The organism is Sphingomonas sp. Leaf343 (assembly GCF_001423765.1).
Taxonomy (GTDB): domain Bacteria; phylum Pseudomonadota; class Alphaproteobacteria; order Sphingomonadales; family Sphingomonadaceae; genus Sphingomonas.
Genome location: NZ_LMPG01000001.1, coordinates 18565 through 36524, shown reverse-complemented (window position 1 = coordinate 36524; position 17960 = coordinate 18565). Strand labels below are relative to the sequence as shown.

Below are 17960 nucleotides of genomic sequence, written 5' to 3'. Positions count from 1 at the left end.
TTTTAGTTTTCCGAACGACGCGCTGAAATCGTCGGTGCGCCTCCCGACCGGGCGATCGCAACGGGGAGAGACGTGGCGACCGTATCGAGGAAGCCGGCGCTCTGGTCGGTGCGGAACGACCCGCTGATCCGCCAGTCGCTGACGTCGGGCGATACGCGGATCGGGACGCGGCGGTAGCGGTTGACCTCGGCGACCGCGTTACCGAGCGGAACGTCGTCGAACAATAGCCAGCCGTCACGCCATCCGGTGATCGCCGCGGCGTCCGCAGGGGCGGTGACGCGCGCCCGATCATTCGCCAGCCCCAGCGATCGGCCGGGCTGGAGACGGACCGAGCCGCCCGTGGCGCGCTCGTATTCGGCGTTCAGCGGCGCGTCGTCCGCAAAAACGGAGAGGCCGGTCCCCGTCGTCCTCACGTTCAACCCGCCCAGACGGAGACGGATGACGCCGCCGGGTACTCGTAGCCGGATCGGCTCGCCCGGGGTGCTGACATAGGCCTGTCCCCAGACCGTCAACGTCGTTCCCGCAACCGTGGCCCGGCTGGTCGTATCGAGCATCACGCGCGCGGGGCCGGCGATGGCGAACGAACTGCGCTCGCCTATACCGGTGGAAAATACCCGCACCGGTGCTGCCGTTACTTCGGGTGCCGGCGGCTGCATGAAGTGGCTGATACCCAGCGCCGCCACCGGCATCACCACGATCGCCCCGACAAGTCCGACGACCGCGATGTAGCGGCGATGCCGGCGGCGGACGGCGGCCCGTGCCAACGCCGCTTCGCCAAGATCGTGCAGCACCGGCTCATCGGCGCAGGCGCGCGCGATCCCGTCCGCCTCGACGATCGCGGCATAGGCAAACCGGTGTTCGTCGGATGCGCTGTGCCACGCATCGAATCCGGCCTGCGCGGCACTGCGCGACGGACCGTCGTCCAGTTCGCCCAACCGCGTATGCCACCAGGCCGCCTGTTCCAGTTGCTCCGGAGCCATCAGCGAAAATCCGCCAGCCGCGTGGCGAGATAGCTCAGCGAACGCGCATGGTGCTTTTCTGCCGAGCTGAGCGAAATCTGCAGCGTCCGGGCGACTTCGGCCATCTTCATTCCCCGTAGCGTTCTCAACGCGAAAACGTCCCGCGTCCGTTCCGGCAGCTGGAGCAACGCCTCCTGCATCCGTTGAGCCATGGCCTTGCTGTCAAGGACGCGCTCGACGGACAAATCCGTACTTTCCAGATCGATATTGTCGAGATCGCCATGATCGGCAGCATGCCGAACCTGCCGGCGCCGATAATGATCGATCAACACGGACCGGGCGACCGAGATCATGTAGTTGCCCGGATTGTCCAGGGGGTCGGGCACATCGGTCTTGCTCAGCTTCAGGAAGACGTCCTGAACGAGATCGGGCACCTCGTTCTGGTCCGGCGCATGACGCACGAAGAAGCGCGACAGCATCGACCGGTGGGACCGCACGAGTTCGGCGAGTCGACCTTCAGCCTTGCCTTCTTCGGGGTCCGCCAATCGCCTGCTCTACCTGTCGTGGCTCTCCAGCCCTTGCGCCCCCGTACTATAGGCACACGACGCATTAAAGACCCGGATGCGCGCTCAGGCTATTACTCGACCGTCATCGCGACCGCACGGTCGTGCTCGCGCCGGTCAACCCGTCCGCCTCCGCCCGCACCGTGATCGCTCCCTTCTGCCCCGCCCGTCCGCGCACGATCGCGAGCGCCAGTCCGTTGAATGCGGGTCGCGTCGCAGAGGGAAAGGGTACGAAGCTCGTCGGATCGCCATTGTCGGTCGCCACCAGATCGCCCGGTCCGGTGACGATGAACCGCACCGGATTGTCCGCGCGCGGCGCGGTCGTGCCCCTGGCGTCGGTGATGCGAACGGTGACGAAGGCCAGATCGCGACCATCGGCGGCGATCCGCGACCGATCGACCGACGCCGCCAGCGCGGCGGGCGCGCCGGTCGTGGCCACCGTGTCCGTGGCCCAGGGCTGGCCGTTCTTCCACGTCACCACCTTCACCTCGCCGGGCTGATAGGTGACGTAGTCCCAGCGGAACCGGTACGCGAAGGGCGCGCGTTTCTGCCGTCCCTGCGACTGGCCGTTGACGAACAGCTCGGCCTCGTCGGCGGAGGAGAAGACGTGGACCGGCGTGACCTGCCCCTCCCGTCCCGGCCAGGTCCAGTGCGGCAGGACATGCGCGAACTTCAGGTCGGGCCGCCACCGCGACTGGTACAGCCAGAAGCGATCCTTCGGAAATCCGGCGAGATCGACGATACCGGAATAGGATGATCGTGCGCCGTAGTAGGGCGTCGGCTCTCCCAGATAATCGAAGCCGGTCCATACGAACTCGCCCGCCACGAACGGGTTCTGGTCCATCGCCGCGAATTCGCGATCGGCAGTCGAGCCGAAATCGGCGGCGTGCAATTCATAGGCCGACACCTGCTGCCGGTCGGGATCACCGCCCGAGCCGGGGCGGACCGGGCCGCTGGACGCACCCGCCACGGGAAACAGATACTCGCCACGGCTGCTCAGCGCCGACGCGCTTTCGGATTCGAAGATCAGCTTGTCGGGAAAGCGTTCGTGAAACGCGCGGTACTGGCTGGGCGCGCTGCGGATGCCCGCACCCTGATAGTTGAGCGCGATCGTGTCGAGCGCGGCGGGCATCGGCATGTTGGATTTGGCATAGTTCATCGCGGTCATCGTCTGGCGCGTCGGGTCCTCCTGGCGCACGATGTCCGACAGGCGGCGCGCGATCGCCGCGCCCTCCTCGCCGGTATATTGCTCGCCCACCTCGTTGCCGACGCTCCACAGGAACACGGACGGATGATTGCGGTCGCGGCGCAGCATCGCGCGCAGGTCCGGCTCGGCCCAATCCTTGAAGATCAGGTGGAAATCGAGCGGCGTCTTCTTGCGCTCCCACGAGTCGAACACCTCGTCGACGACCAGAAAGCCCATACGGTCGGTGAGGTCGAGCAGTTCGGGAGCCGGCGGATTATGGCTCATCCGGATCGCGTTGGTGCCCATGTCGCGCAGGATTTCGAGCTGGCGTTCGGCCGCGTGCCGGTTGAACGCCGCGCCCAATGCGCCGAGATCGTGGTGGTTGTTGACGCCACGGATCGGCACGACCTGTCCGTTGACCAGCAGACCGCCATTCGCGTCGCGCCCGATCGTGCGGATGCCGAACGGGGTTTCCACGCGATCGACGGTCCTGCCGCCGTGGCTGACGGTCGTGACGGCGAGGTACATGTCCGGGCGCTGCGTCGGCAGCGGCCCCCACAAGCGCGGATTGGCGACCCCGCCCTGCCCCTGCAACGTCGCCGTGCCGCCCGGCGCGAGCGGCGCGGAGCCCAGGTCGAAACGCGCGACCGGCCGGCCGGTGCGGGCACCGGCGGCGGCGGCGACATAGATTTCGGTGGTCGCCGCTACCGTAACGGTGGCTTCGCCGTCGTTGGCGACGGCCAGCCGCTGCGACACGGTGGCGGCGTCCGGCGTGACGGCGGGGGTCGCGATCGCGCTGCCCCATTGCGCGACATGGACGGGCGCGGTCTTGACCAGCCACACGTCGCGGTACAGCCCGCCACCCGGATACCAGCGCGCGGACTCCGCCGGATTGTCGAGACGGATCGCCAACTGGTTGGAGCCGCCGAAACGCAGGAACGGCGTCAGGTCCAGTCGCCAGCCATTATAGCCATAGGGCCAGCCGCCCACCAGACGCCCGTTGAGCCACACCGTGGCATAGGACATCGCCCCGTCGACATCGAGGAACACGCGACGTCGACGGTCCGATGCCGGCACGTCCAGCGTGCGGCGATACCAGCCGATGCCCCAACTGCGCAGGCGACCCATGCCGCCATAGGGTCCGGTCTTCAGGAACGGGCCGGCGATCGCCCAGTCGTGCGGCAGGGTGACGCGCTGCCACGCGCTGTCGTCGAAGCCCGGCTGGACATAGGCAACGTCGCCGCCGGGATCGCCGGCCGGGCGGACGTGCCGCCGCGCCGGGTCGGCGATCAGCGCGTTGGCGCTGGGCAGGATCCACCGCTTCAGCGTGCCCGCACCGTTCGCCTGCACCGCCACCGCGGCCTCCGGCGGCGCATCGGCGACCTTGCCGTCGGCGCTCATCACGATCTCCGGGCGGACATCGTAGCGCAGGTCGGTCGTGATCCCGGCGGGATCGCCCTGCGTGAAGCGCCAGTCGTCATCGAGCCGGATGCGCTCGCGCTGGGCAAGGGCCGGAAAGGCGACCAGCCCGAAGAGCAGGACGACGCAGCGAATGACGTACCGATGGCCCAAGACCGCTCTCACTTTCCTGTAAACGACGGAATGTTCACGACGATATCCTTAGCCGGTTTCGGCGGGCGTTTTCAGGCAATCGCATAGCCCTTGCGTTGCGGCCTGCTCAGCAGCGCGTTCGCCGCGTCGTCGCCGATGAAACGCTCCGCCACCGGATCCCAGCGCAGCCGCCGGCCGGTCTTCATCGCCGTCCAGTGGAGCAGGCAGGTCGAACAGGCCCGGTGCCCGATTTCCGCCGGGGCGGACACGGGGCCGCGCGTGCGGATCGCATCCAGCCAGTCGCGATGCTGTTCCGGCGTCTTGCGCAGGTGGACCTCCCCCGCGCTGATGACGCTGTCGAGTATTTTGGCGTCGCTCGCGACGAGCGGCGCGGCCGGTGCCGCACCCGGATCGCTGGCCGTCACCGACCCGGACCGGGTCACGAAGATCCAGCCGTCGTCGCCGATGAACTTGATCCCGTTCGGGAACACGCCCGATATGGTCATCGTCATGCCGTTCGCATAGCGGGCATGCGTCTCGAACGGACCATGCACGTTCCACAGGCCGGTCTTCGGAAACTCCGCCGTTCCCCATATCTCGACCGGACCGGTCAGCTCGGTGTCCATGCCCCAATGCGCGATGTCGATATGATGCGCGCCCCAGCCGGTAATCATGCCCGCCCCGAACTGCTCGCAGCGCAGCCATCCGGGCCGGGCGTCGATCGAATCCTGCGGATGGACGCGCATCTCGGTGTAATAGGCTTCTGGCGTCGAGCCGAGCCATGCGTCGTAGTTCAGGTTGGCCGGGATCGGCATCGGCGGTGCCGCCGCCCCCGACGGATCGCCCGGCAGCCCGATCTCGACATGGCGCAACTGACCGATACGGCCGTTCCGCACCAGCTCGCACGCACGGTGGAATTGCGGCCACGGCTCCTGCCCACGCTGCTGCGATCCGATCTGGAGGATGCGCCCCGACGCCTTCACCGCGTCCGCCATAATCCGGCCTTCGGCGATCGTCAGCGACGCGGGCTTCTGAAGATACACGTCCTTGCCCGCGCGGACCGCGTCGACGGCGAGGCGCGCATGCTGATGATCGGGGGTGGAGATCAGGACCGCGTCGATGCCCTTGTCGGCGATCAGGTCGCGATAATCGTCGTGGCCGCGCGTCCCGGTATAGGGCTTGCCCTGCTTGCCGTCATAGGCCGCGTCGACGAACTGCTGCCCCGCCTTCAGCCGCTTCGTGTCGAGATCGCAGACCGCGACGATATGGGCATCGTCATGCCGCAGCACTTCCTTCATGTCGTGCCCGCGGCTGATCCGGCCCACGCCGATCGCACCGATGGCGATACGGTTGCTGGGAGCCGTCGCGCCGAACACGCTGGCGGGAACGATGGTGGGGAATGCCAGCGCCGCCGCGCCGGTCATCGCGCCCCGCCGGGTGATCGCGCCTTGCCCGGTGATCACGACCGTCATGCTGTCTCTCCCTGCCGCGCGAGCACCGGTCGCGTCGCCCTGTCCTGCGCGATCAGGACGAGTTCGGCGGCGAGCAATGCCCCGTCCTGATCCTGCGCCACCGACGTCCGCTCGACGATGTCGGTCACGAATTGCGGACCGAAGGGCAACGGCACCTTGCTGCAATCCATGTACCGCGTGCCCTTGCGGTCCGCCATGAACAGGTGGTTCCCGCCGGGCCGGCCGGCCACGTCGACATATTTGCGCAGCTCGATGTAGCCCTCGGTGCCGAGCAGGAAGGCGCGGCCGTCGCCCCAGGTCGGCAGGCCGTCTGGCGTGAACCAGTCGACGCGGACATATCCGGTGCCGCCGTCGCCCACGACGGTCATATCGCCGAAATCCTCGAACGCCGGATGATCGGGATTGGCGAGGTTGCCGACCTGCGCCGCGACCACGTTCGCCCGCTTGCTGCCGGTGTAGAAGACGAACTGGTCCGCCTGATGACTGCCGATATCGGTCAGGATACCGCCGTACCGTGCCTTGTCCCAGAACCATGCCGGGCGCGACGGCGCGCTGATCCGGTGCGGGGCGATGTTGATGGTCTGCACCACCCGTCCGATCGCACCTTGCCGGATGAGGTCGCCGGCCATCACCGCGGCCCGCACCTCCAGCCGTTCCGAATACATCACCGCGAACTTCCGCCCGGTCTCCTTCACCGCGGCACGGACCTGCGCCAGTTGCGCCAGCGTGGTGATCGCCGGCTTGTCGCTGAGGAAGTCCTTGCCCGCGCGCATGGCGCGGATACCGAGCGGCGCGCGCAGATCCGGAACGGGGGCGCCGGCGACCAGCCTGATCGCCTTGTCGTCGAGGATCTCGGCTTCGCTCCGGGCCAGCCGGACCGCGCCGTAGCGTTTGCGGAAGGTGGCGATCTGCGCCGGGTCGGTCGCGTGGAACGCGGTCAGGACGCCGCCACCCCGGATGACCGCATCCGTCATCGAATAGATGTGGGAATGATCCAGCCCGATCACGGCGAACGGCACCCGGTATTTCGCGGCAGGCTCCGGCCGGGCGGGGGCCGCGACCTCTGACACCGCGTTGCCCTGTGCGACGGACTGGCCCAGCGCCTCGGCCGCGAACCCTGCGCCAAGGCCGATGCCCATCAGCGCGCGTCGATTGACGGGATCCATGATGTCCGCTCTCCTATCGGGCCGGCGTCGCGGCGGTGGACCAGTTGACGACGTGATAGCGTGCCGGCGTCTTGCCGATATTGCGCAGCGCGTGCGGCGTGTTGGACGCGTTGAAGATGATCGATCCCGGTCCGACCCGCTGCCATTTTCCGGCCGACAGCGTCTCCACCTCGCCCCGGTCGACGATGACCAGTTCCTCGTTCGGGTGCGTATGGGGCGGATGGGACGACAGCCCCGGATTCAGGGTGGTGACGTGCATCTCCAGCTCCTGCAACGTGGCGGTCGGACGACGCACGATCGATCGCACCTCGCCGGTGTCCGTTCTGGTCACGGTCATCGCGTTCCAGTCGAACACGGCCGGTCCCAGCACGGGCGCGCGTCCCTCCGCGAACGCCAGACCCGCACAGCCCAGTATCGCGCCGCACGCGGCGACCGCGACATCCCTACGTCCGATCCGCATCATCCTCTCCCGATATCGTCTGGCGTATCGTGTCCTGCGGGACGGTCACGCGTGCGCCTCCGCAGCCAGCGTCCGCTCGTCGACCGGCGCGTAGCGCGGCACGATCAGGTGGACGACCAGCAGCGCGACCAGATAGGCCCCCGCCGCCACGAGGAAGATCGGCTGGAAACTGCCCACCGTCTCCAGGATCATGCCCGCATATTTCGCCATCAGCATGCCGCCCATCGCGCCGGCCAGCCCGCCGAGGCCGACGACCGATCCGACCATCCAGCGCGGAAAGACATCGCCCGGGAGGGCATAGAGATTGGCGGAGAAGCCCTGATGCCCGGCGCACGCGAGGCCGATCAGCCCGACCGCGACCCACATGGACGGGGCCGCCGTTGCGAAGGCGATCGGGACCGCGCACAGGGCGCACGCGAACATCGCCGTCTTGCGCGCGCGGTTCACGGTCGCGCCACGCCCGATCAGCCGCGAACTGAGCCAGCCGCCCCCGACCGAGCCGAGATCGGCGAGCAGATAGACCGCGACCAGCGGCGGCCCGAACTCCCGCAGCGACAGGTTGAACTGGCGCGAGAAGAAGTCGGGGAGCCAGAACAGGAAGGTCCACCAGATCGGATCGATCAGGAAACGGCCCATGATGTACGCCCAGCTCTGCCGGGTGCGCAGGATCGTCGACCAGCGCACCGGCCGCGGCGGCACCTCCGGCTCGGACTGGATCCAGTCGCGCTCCTCCCGGCTCAGCGTCGGATGATCGGCGGGCCGCCGGTAGAAGCGCCACCATGCCAGCAGCCAGACGATCGACAGCGCGCCCGTGACGACGAAGGCGGCGCGCCAGCCCAGCCCCAGCGTGACGACGATGAAGGGCACCAACAACGGCGTGACGATCGCGCCGACGTTGGAGCCGGCGTTGAAGATGCCGATCGCCAGCGCGCGCTCGCGCTTCGGAAACCATTCGGCCGTGGCGGCAAGCGCGGCGGGGAACGTCGCGGCCTCCCCCGCCGCCAGTGGCAGCCGCGCCCAGATCATGCCGGACGTCGTGGTGAAGGCGATATGGAGGACGTGTCCGACCGTCCACAGTGCGACCGCCGCCGCATAGCCGACGCGCGCCCCGACCCGGTCGACGATGCGCCCCGACACGACATAGGCGAGGCCGTAGACGAGCTGGAAATAGAGGGCGAGATCGGCATAGCCCGTCTCGGTCCAGCCGTAGCGGGCCGACAGATCGGGTTTCAGGACCGAGATGACGAGGCGGTCGATGTAGCTCAGCACGACCGCGAAGAACAGCAGGGCACACACGATCCACCGCGTATTGCCCCGCGGTTTGACCGGAAGAGCGCCGGGCGGACCGACGTCCGGAACGGCAGGCTGAACGGCCACCGTCACCCGCTGCACGCCACGATCGTCACATCAGCCACGCGCGTCCCCGATGCTCTGTTCGATATCCGGGAAAAGGGGGGCCGGCCCGAAAGCCAGCCCCTGCAAGTACCCTGGGAGGGGTTCCAAGGATCCTAGAACCGGCCACGAATTCCGACGAGGAGCGTGCGGCCGGGATTATACTCGTTGAACAGGGCGTTGCTGAACTGGAAGTAGCTCGCCTGCGATTCTTTCGTGATGTTGATGACGTTGACGACCAGCGTCGGCAGATAGGGGTTGCCCAGGATCTTGCCGAGATCGACGTTGCCCGAGAAGTCGAGCTGTCCGTAATCGCGCCCGAAGATCGCCGCCGCGGGAATGCCGTTCTGGTTCAGCGACGAACCCTGCGATCCCTCGTTATAGGTGTAGGTCAGGCGCGTGGAGAGGCCGTTGCCCTCGTAATAGCCCGTCAGCGTGTAGGTCGTGGGGGCGACGCCCAGCGCGATCGCGGGCGCACCGGCTCCCTCGCCCTTCTGGTCGATCAGCGTCAGATTGCCCTGGAAGCCGAAGCCGCGGACGCCGATATACTGGGTGAGGAAGTCGAGCGGCTGCGTCAGCTGGAACTCGAGTCCGTTGACCTTCAGCTTGCCGTCCGCGTTCACCTGCTGCTGGATTTGGATCAACGCCTGTTCGGGCGCGACGCCGGTGCCGCGGACCCGGTCGATCAGCGCCTGCTGCTGCGCCTGCGTCAGCGAGCCGAAGGTGATGCCGAACGGCTCCAGCGTCGAGAACGGCACCGTCGTCAGGCCGTTCACGGTGAAGCCCGTGATCGACTTGCGGAACGCCGCGAACGCGATGACGCCTTCGCCGCCGGTGTAATATTCGAAGCCGAGATCGAGGTTGTCGGAGATGTAGGGGTTGAGGGCATTGTTGCCCAGCGTCCCCACGTCCGCCGACGGCTGGACAAAGCTCGCGCCCGGCAGAAGCTGGTTCGGGTCCGGCCGCGTCAGCGTGCGCGAGATAGACCCGCGCGCCACCGCCTTGGTGCCGAAGCTGTAGGCGACGCTCGCCGACGGCAGGAAGTTCGAATACAGGCGGTTGGTCTGCGTGAAGTTGACCTGCACCGGATAGCAGGACCCATCCAGCGCGAAGCTCGGGCTGACGCCGGGGCACGTCACCCCGCCACGCGTGTTGCGCGGATCGGGGATGCTGGTGCGCCCGCCGACGATCTGCTGCGTGCGGACGTAGCGGACGCCGCCGTTCAGCCGGATCGTATCGTCGTCGCCCACGTCGAAGATACCGTTGGCCTCGACGAAGGTGCCTGTCACCTTCTCCCGGATCAGGCCGCCATTGGCGCCGCTGCTGCCGGAGCCCGTCTCCGTCGCGCCGGCCAGTAGCGCATCGTAATTGGTCGCGCCCTTGAACTTGTTCCAGTCGACGGTGACGAAGCCGTTCGCGCCCGGCAGCAGATAGCTGGGGACGGCCGCGGTCGGGATGATCGAACCCGCATAGACCAGCGGCGGCGACCCTGCCGAAAAGCCGGTGCCATAAGCCGGATAGGTCGGGTAGCCCGGGGGCGCGACGGTGCCGGGAAGGTTGGTGCCGTCGCAGATCGGCTGACGGTTCGGGCCGGGCAGCACGACGTTGGGATTGTTGCCGCAGATCGCCGCCTGCCACGGATTGGTGTTGTCGAACGGCGTGATGCGACGGCTGACATCGTCATAGGCCGCGCCGACACGGACGCTGAAGCGCTTCTCGTCGCCGAACAACAGGCTGCCGCGGATGCCCTTCGTCTCGGTGTCGCGCTCCTCGCCGTTCAGGTTGACGCGGCCGCCGCCCGCCCAGCCGAAGCTGGCGGGATTGTTGAGGTCGATGTTGGTCGACACCGTCGGGATGCCGCCGCCATTGGTGTAGTTCACCGTCACGCCGCTGCTAGGCGGGGTGATGACCAGCACCGTCGGGCTTTCGCGACGGAAATTGCTCTTCGTGTAGTTGGCCTGCAGATCACCCTTGATGGAGTCGTTGATCGTGAACTCCATGCCGGGATTGACGCCCCAGTAATCCTGCCGGTCGCGATAGGGGCGATATTCCAGGAAGAACTGGGAATTGGCGTAGGTACCGCCGGTGACGGTGCAGCCGGCCGAGCAATCCGCCTGGTCATAGGTGGTGTTCAGCGGGATGGCCGCGCCGTTGCGCACCACCCAGTTCATTGCCGAGCGTTCGAAATCCGTATCGCGCTTGGCATACATGCCGTCGACGTAGAAATGCAGCGCATCGCTCGGACGCCATTCCAGCGACACCAGTCCGTTGTACCGGGTGCGCTCGCCGACCTCGTTGCGGGGACGGCTGAGGCGCGGCAGCAGGCCGTTGTCGATCTGCTGGATCGTCGCACCGGGATTGCGCGCCAGCAGGAACGCCTGATCGATGACGGTACCCGGAACCAGCCCGTTACCCGCATTGGCCGGCACGGTCGCCGGGATCGTGAAGTTGCCGCCGCCGGTGGCATTGCGCGTTCCGGTGTTCTGCGCGGCCGTCAGGTTGGGATTGGTGAAGCCGATCGTCTCGTATCCGTCGACCTGAAAGCGGTTCTTGACCGCCGCACCGCCGACCAGAATGCCGAAATTGCCGAACGTGGCGCTGGCCAGCGCATAGCCGCGATAGCCCCATTTGTCGGCGCCGCTGACCTTCGACCCCTGAAAGCCATAGCTGACATACGGTTTGGGATTGTCGAACGGCCGCGCCGACCGCAGGTTGACGGTACCGGCGGCGCCGCCCTCCAGCTGGCTGGCGATCGGCGACTTGCTGACCGTCAACTGCGTGAACAACTCTGTCGGGATCAGGTCGAGATCGACTTCGCGATTAGTGCTCTGCGCATCGAAGCGGACGGATGCGATCGCGACCGGTGCGCCGTTGAGCAGCACGCGGGTGAAGTTGGTGCCCAGACCGCGGATCGCGACGTTCGCGCCCTCGCCGGTGACTTCACGACTGATGGTCACGCCGGGAATGCGGTTGACCGATTCGGCGATGTTGGTGTCGGGAAACTTGCCGATATCCTCGGCAAAGATCGTGTCGGTGAACCCGATCGAGTTCTTCTTGGCGTTGGCCTGGCTTTGCAGCGAGGCGCGGTAGCCGGTGACGACGATGTCCTGATTGCCGGTCGCCGACGGATCCGCCGCGGCGTCCTGTGTCGAATTGATCTCGGTCGGGGCGGTGTTGCCCGCGCCATCCTGCGTCGTCGGCGTCGGCACGGTCGTGGCGCTGCTGCTTGACGATGCGGTGGGTGCCGGCTGGTCGACGGTCTGCGTCGATGCACTCTGGGCCAATGCCGGCCAGGAGGCGGTGCCGAGCAGGAGCGCGATAGGCGTGCCGACGTGGCGGAGTGCTGATCGGGTCATGGTTGATCCTCCCCTGTGAAAACATCAGGCAGCCATTGTCCTGGCCGTCCTGTCATGAATTGATGTTAGCGCTACCGAAATTGGACTGTCAACAGGCAACCTGTCCAATTCGCATTATCTGTATGGCATCCCGTCGTGATACATCGCGTTACCAGCTGAAAAGCGTACCATCTTCCAGTCGGTTCACCGGCAGAAACGCCCGCTTGTAGGGATGGCTGGACGCCCGCTCCTCATCGATGTCGACGCCCAGTCCCGGCGCATCGCCTGGCTTCATCATGCCGTCCGCATAGGTATAGGCATGTGGGAAGACGGCGTCGGTCTCGTCGGTATGCGGCATATGCTCCTGAACGCCGAAGTTCGGGATCGACAATCCGACGTGCAGCGCCGCGGCCATCGCGACCGGCGACAGGTCGGTCGCGCCGTGGCAACCGGTGCGGACGTGATACAGGTCGGCCAGCGCGGCGATCCGGCGCAGATGGGTGATCCCGCCGGCATGGACTACCGTCGCCCGGATATAGTCGATCAAACGGTTCTCGATCAGGTGCTTGGCATCCCAGATGCTGTTGAACACCTCGCCCACCGCGATCGGCGTCGTGGTATGCTGGCGTATCAGGCGGAAACCCTCCTGATCCTCCGCCGGGGTCGGATCCTCGAGCCAGAACGGGCGATACGGCTCCAGATCCCGGCCCAGCCGCCCCGCCTCGATGGGCGTCAGCCGGTGGTGCACGTCGTGGAGCAGGTGCACGTCCCAGCCCAGCGCCTCGCGCGCCGCCGCGAACAGCTCCGGGACGATGCGCAGGTACTTCTCCGTCGACCAGACGCTCTCCGTCGGCAGGTCGCCATCGGCGGGTTCGTAGCGCTGCCCCGCCTTGGCGACGCCGTACGTGCTGGCGAGGCCCGGCACACCGCATTGCAGGCGGACTGCCTTGTACCCCTTCGCCACCTCGGCCTGTGCCACTGCGATCGTGTCCGCGACCGTCGTGCCGTTGGCATGGGCATAGACCATGCACCCCTCGCGACTGGCACCGCCGAGCAACTGGTACACAGGCAGGCCCGCGACCTTGCCCTTGATATCCCACAACGCCATATCGACGCCGGCTATCGCCGTCATCGTCACCGGTCCGCGCCGCCAGTACGCGCCCTTGTACAGATACTGCCAGATATCCTCGATCCGGTGCGCGTCGCGCCCGATCAGGCAGGGCACGACATGCTCCGACAAATAGCTCGCCACCGCCATCTCGCGGCCGTTCAGCGTCGCGTCGCCGACCCCCGTCGTGCCGTCGTCGCAGATGATCTTCAGCGTGACGAAGTTGCGGCCCGGGCTCGTAACGATGACGCGGGCGGACACGATACGGGGCATGACGGAACGCTGCTCCTGAAGCGGCAGGGTCGACCGCTGCCGGGGAAAATCTGGGACCCGTTCGGCGGACCTCCCGAACATACGGCCGATCTTCGCCATTTGGCCCGGCAGGTCAAGTATTTTGGCCGGGCACATTCATGCATTTAAGTCCGATGGCAGCGCGATGAGGAGCGTTGCGCGTGGACGCAGAACCGGCGATGCTGGTGCCATGGCCCAATCCGACAAGCTCTATCGCCGCATCACCGACGGCATCCTCCAGCGTCTGGGCACCGGTGAGTTCGAGATCGGCAGCCGCCTGCCTACCGAGCGCGAGATCGCCGAACATCACGCCGTCAGTCGTACGACCGTGCGCGAGGCGATGGTCGCCCTGGAGATGATGGGAGTCGTCGAAATGCGAAAGGGATCGGGGATCTATGTCGCCGCCCTGCGCCTGCCCGGTCAGCAGGCCGAGACTCTCGACATCGGTGCCTTCGAAATCCTTGAGGCGAGGCGAAGTATCGAGGCGGAGGTGGCGGCGCTGGCCGCGCCACGGATCGACGACAAGGATCTCGCCCGACTGGAGACGCTGCTCGCCACGATGACCGATCCGGATATCGCGATCAGCGAGCGGGCAGACCGCGACTTCCACCTCGTCATCGCCGAAGCGACGGGCAACAGCGCGATGGTCGCGGTCGTCACCGATCTCTGGGCGATGCGCGACCGCTGCGATCTGGCGCGGACGATCCACGAACGCGCCCGCGGGGGCGGCGAATTGCTGCGCGTCGAGGAGCATCGCGCCGTTCTGGATGCCCTGCGGTCGCACAACACCGATGCCGCGCGTGCGGAGATGAGGCGGCACCTCGATGCGGTGATCGAACATCTGCTCGCGAAGACGGAGAACGAGGAAGTCGCCGCTGTGCGCCGCCGCAGCGCCCATCTCCGTCAGCGTATCTTCGCCGACTATCGCGCGGCCTGAGTACGGTTCAATTATCGCGGAACGCGCGCGCCAGTTGATCGCGCAGGGGTTTGGTGACGTAGGACAGCATCGACCGGTGGCCGGTTTCGATGAAGATGTCCGCCGGCATTCCCGGCACCAGCGTCATGTGCTCGCGGGCAAGTTCCGCCTGATCGATGGCGACGCGCACGGCATAGAAGCTGCGCTGCGACTGCGCCTCGGTGGTGCGTTCCGGTGCGACGACCGTGACACGTCCGTGGATTTCCGGCGTCGCCGTGGAATTGAACGCGGTGAAGCGGATGCGCGCGGTCTGGCCGGGGCGGAGCTGGTCGACATCGGCGGGACTGACGGCCGCCTCGACCAGCAGCGTGTCGTTGTCGGGGACGATCTCCATGATCGTCTCGGCGGGTTTAACGACATCGCCGATCGTCGCGAACGCCAGCTTGTCGACGACGCCTGCATACGGCGCGCGAATGACGCTGCGCCCCTGAAGGTCGCCCGCCGAGACGCTCCTGACCTGTTGCTGGTTCAGCGTCGCGTTCACCGTCGTCAGCTGCGTTCCCGCCTCCGACCGGCGGGTCTGCTGTGTCTGGATGATCTGTTCGCGCGCTTCGGTGATCTTCGCCTCGGTCTGCGCGATCTGCGCGCGCAGCGAAGCGATGTTGCCCTGAAGGTCGACCTCGGTCCGCTCCAGCTGGTTCATCCGCCCGATCGTCACCAGCCCGCGCTCGTAGAGTTGTTTGACGCCCTTGCGCTCCGGCCCGATCAGCACCGCCTGCTGCTGCAAGGCGCCGATCTGTGCGGCATAGCCGGCGATCTGCTGGTTGTACTGGCCGATCCGCGCCAGCAATTGCGCGCGCATCCCGCCCGCCTCGTCGCGGCGGATCCGGAACAGCCGGCGCTCGTCCTGCATCGCCTTGCGCGCGCCCGCATCGTCCCGGTCGAGCAGGGCGCGGGGAAAGTCGATCGTCGGCGCGCCCAGTCGCTCCGCCTCCAGCCGGGCACGCTGCGCCATCATCTGGTCGACCGACAGCGTCGTCAGTTCCGCGTCCACACCGCTGACCGTATCGTCGAGCCGCATCAGGATGTCGCCCTTGCGGACATGATCGCCCATTTTGACGGAGATCGCCTCGATGATGCCACCGACGGGGTGCGCGATCCGCTTGATCCGGGACTCGACGCCGACCTGACCGGTACCGACCACCGCGCCGCCGATCGGGACGAACGCCGCCGCCCCGCCCAGACCGAACACCAGCACGCCCAGCGCGATCAGCGATACGCGCGTCTTGGCGCGGATGCCGGCATCGGCGTCGAACGCCGGCGATCCGGCGGGAGCGATGCTGGCCATCAAACGTCCTTTCCGGCGGGATCGGCCCGCGTCGGATCGTGCTTCGGCTTCGGCAGCGCCGGTTTTGCGGCGATCTTCGCCAGTACTTCGTCACGCGGACCGAATGCTTCCATCCGGCCATCGCGCAGGAACAGCACATGACTGACCTGCGCCAGCACGGACGGGCGATGCGCGATCAGGATGGCGATGCCGCCGCGCATACGGATGCTCCGGATCGCGCGCTCCAGCGCCGCCTCCCCCGCCACGTCGAGGTTGGAGTTGGGTTCGTCGAGCAGAACGACGAACGGATCGCGGTACAACGCGCGGGCGAGCCCGATACGCTGGCGCTGGCCGGCGGACAGCGTATTGCCGTCCGTACCGACCGGCGTTTCGTACCCCTGCGGCAACTGGACGATCAGGTCGTGCACGCCCGCCGCCTGAGCCGCGGCGATCACCGCTGCGGATTCAACTTCCGGGTCGAAGCGGGAAATATTATCCGCGACGCTGCCGTCGATCAGTTCGACCGTCTGCGGCAGATATCCCATAAACCCGCCCAGCGTTTCGGGATGCCACTGGTCCAGCGTGGCTCCGTCCAGCCGGACGAAGCCACGCACCGGCTTCCACACGCCGATCAGCGCCCGACCGAGCGACGTCTTGCCCGCCGCACTCGGGCCGACGATGCCCAAAGCCTCGCCGGCATTGAGGGTGAAATCGGCATTGTGCACCGTCACGCGCTGCGTACCGGGTGGTGCGACCGCCAGTTGCTGCACCGTCAAGGTGCGTTCGGGCACCGGCAGTTTCGTGGGCGGCTCGTTCGGCTGGGGCACGCGCTCCAGCAGTTCGGTCAGCCGCTTCCATCCCAGCCGCGCGCCCGCGAATCCGCGCCAGTTGGCGATCGCCGAGTCCACGGGTGCCAGCGCACGTCCCGACAGGATCGAGGAGGCGAAGATGACACCGCCGGAGGCCTTGCCGTCGATCACCAACAATGCGCCCACCGTCAGGATCAGCGATTGCAGGAACAGGCGGAACATCCGGCTCACCCCGCCCAGCACGCCGGCGGTTCGCGCCATGTCGTCCTGCGCGACGAGATGCGCGGTATTTACGGTCTCCCACCGATCCTGCATCCGCCGCCGCATGCCCAGCGCGGTCAGCACCTCGACATGGCGCAGGTTGGACTCCGCCATGCCGTTGCGCCGCGCCGACAGGTCCGATGCCGTGCGGAGCGGCGCACGGGTCCGGCGATCCGCCGCGAAGGTCAGGCCGAGCAGGACGACCGCCCCGGCCAGCGCCGTGATCCCCAGCCAGTAATGGAGCAGGAACAGGACGCCGAGAAAGAAGATGATCCACGGCAGGTCGATCAGCGCGCCCGGCCCCGACCCGCTCAGGAAGCCGCGGATCTGGTCGAGATCGCGCATCGCCGTCAGCCCGTCGCCGGCGACCTTGCCGCCGCGCAGCGCCAGATCGGACGTCGCCTGCTGCACCCGCGCCGCCAGCGACCGGCCGAGACCCGCCGCCACGTCGGACAGGATGCGCGTCCGCATCGTGTCGAACAGGGACTGGAACAGATACACTACCAGCACCATCGCCAGCAGTCCGAACAGCGTCGGCAGGCTGTGGCTCGGGAGCACCGAGTCGTAGACCAGCATCATGTACAGCGAACCGCCCAGCACCAGCACGTTGAGCGCTGCACTCAGAATGGCGACCGTGACGAAGGCCAGGCGGTACCGCGCGACGGCCACGCCCAGTTCCCCCGTCATCGAACCCTTCTCGATCATCGCGCGGGATAGGCCCGGTCGCCACGGGAGCCGACATAGGGGCCGGCGGCGAACATGCAGCCATGCACCTGCCGCCCGTCGGGCAGGGTCATGCGCGCGAAGCCCCCCGTCGCGGGCTCCGCGCCCGGCGGCAGGTCCGCAGGACGGCACAGGCCGTGGGTGACGTCGAGGATCAACGGCCCGTTGGCCGTGACAGCGGTCAGCCGCGGCCCGCGCGGCGTGTCGCGCCAGCGACCGTCGTTCGCCACCAGCGGTGCCGCGCCGGCCAGCCGCAGTTCCATCGCCTCCCCAAGGTCGACCAGCGTCCAGCCGACGCCGCTGGCGATGATCTGCGCACCCTGCGCCTCACCGGCCCGAACCGGCGCGGCGCGACCCTGTACGAACGCCGGTTCGGCAGAGGGGGGCTTGTCGATGTCCATCCGCCGATCTCCGTACGCGTTACCCGGCCCGTGCGCCACG

Annotated in this window: 13 protein-coding genes; 1 reads left to right on the top strand and 12 read right to left on the bottom strand. The window is 67.4% G+C overall.

All coding sequences use genetic code 11. The features are described from left to right. Positions 1-2: 2 nt before the first annotated feature. The 9 genes from ASG07_RS00135 to manD form a co-directional block, all read right to left on the bottom strand. Entirely contained in the window at positions 3-980 is a 978-nt protein-coding gene (locus tag ASG07_RS00135) for a FecR family protein (protein ID WP_055840556.1), read from the bottom strand. Next, positions 980-1504: an RNA polymerase sigma factor gene (locus ASG07_RS00130; protein WP_168377279.1), complete on the bottom strand. Its 525-nt coding sequence runs from the start codon at positions 1502-1504 to the stop codon at positions 980-982. Before ASG07_RS00130 ends, ASG07_RS00135 begins: the two co-directional genes overlap by 1 nt. A gap of 103 nt (positions 1505-1607) precedes the next feature. Beyond that, entirely contained in the window at positions 1608-4280 is a 2673-nt protein-coding gene (galB, locus tag ASG07_RS00125; protein ID WP_236694452.1) for a beta-galactosidase GalB, read from the bottom strand. Between the two features lie 71 nt (positions 4281-4351). After that, complete coding sequence (locus ASG07_RS00120) at positions 4352-5731, bottom strand: Gfo/Idh/MocA family protein (RefSeq protein WP_055840549.1); 1380 nt, start codon at positions 5729-5731, stop codon at positions 4352-4354. After that, positions 5728-6897 (bottom strand): Gfo/Idh/MocA family protein, encoded by a 1170-nt coding sequence (locus ASG07_RS00115; protein ID WP_055840546.1) that lies wholly within the window; start codon positions 6895-6897, stop codon positions 5728-5730. The genes ASG07_RS00120 and ASG07_RS00115 overlap by 4 nt, the downstream gene beginning before the upstream one ends. Positions 6898-6910: 13 nt before the next feature. Then, on the bottom strand, positions 6911-7357 hold the full coding sequence (locus ASG07_RS00110) for a cupin domain-containing protein (RefSeq protein ID WP_055842633.1): 447 nt from the start codon (positions 7355-7357) through the stop codon (positions 6911-6913). A gap of 45 nt (positions 7358-7402) precedes the next feature. Continuing rightward, positions 7403-8653, bottom strand: coding sequence for an MFS transporter (locus ASG07_RS00105; RefSeq protein ID WP_236694451.1), 1251 nt, complete (start codon positions 8651-8653; stop codon positions 7403-7405). Positions 8654-8865: 212 nt separating this feature from the next. Then, positions 8866-12105 (bottom strand): TonB-dependent receptor, encoded by a 3240-nt coding sequence (locus ASG07_RS00100; protein ID WP_055840542.1) that lies wholly within the window; start codon positions 12103-12105, stop codon positions 8866-8868. Positions 12106-12253: 148 nt separating this feature from the next. Then, positions 12254-13465, bottom strand: a complete 1212-nt coding sequence (manD, locus tag ASG07_RS00095) for a D-mannonate dehydratase ManD (protein ID WP_055842627.1) — start codon at positions 13463-13465, stop codon at positions 12254-12256. 208 nt (positions 13466-13673) lie between these two features. Between manD and ASG07_RS00090 the strand changes: the two genes are divergently transcribed. Next, on the top strand, positions 13674-14420 hold the full coding sequence (locus ASG07_RS00090) for a FadR/GntR family transcriptional regulator (protein ID WP_055840539.1): 747 nt from the start codon (positions 13674-13676) through the stop codon (positions 14418-14420). 7 nt (positions 14421-14427) lie between these two features. Here the strand turns inward: ASG07_RS00090 and ASG07_RS00085 are convergent, their stop codons facing one another. From ASG07_RS00085 to ASG07_RS00075, 3 genes are read right to left on the bottom strand one after another with little or no spacing between them, the layout of a single operon-like run. Next, entirely contained in the window at positions 14428-15747 is a 1320-nt protein-coding gene (locus tag ASG07_RS00085; protein WP_156361668.1) for an HlyD family type I secretion periplasmic adaptor subunit, read from the bottom strand. Then, positions 15747-17501 carry a type I secretion system permease/ATPase gene (locus tag ASG07_RS00080; RefSeq protein ID WP_055840536.1) on the bottom strand — a complete coding sequence of 585 codons (1755 nt, stop codon included), beginning with the start codon at positions 17499-17501 and terminating at the stop codon, positions 15747-15749. Before ASG07_RS00080 ends, ASG07_RS00085 begins: the two co-directional genes overlap by 1 nt. Then, the gene (locus ASG07_RS00075; RefSeq protein ID WP_055840534.1) at positions 17498-17920 is read right to left on the bottom strand and encodes a hypothetical protein; all 423 of its coding nucleotides are present in this window, start codon (positions 17918-17920) and stop codon (positions 17498-17500) included. The genes ASG07_RS00080 and ASG07_RS00075 overlap by 4 nt, the downstream gene beginning before the upstream one ends. Positions 17921-17960: the final 40 nt, after the last annotated feature.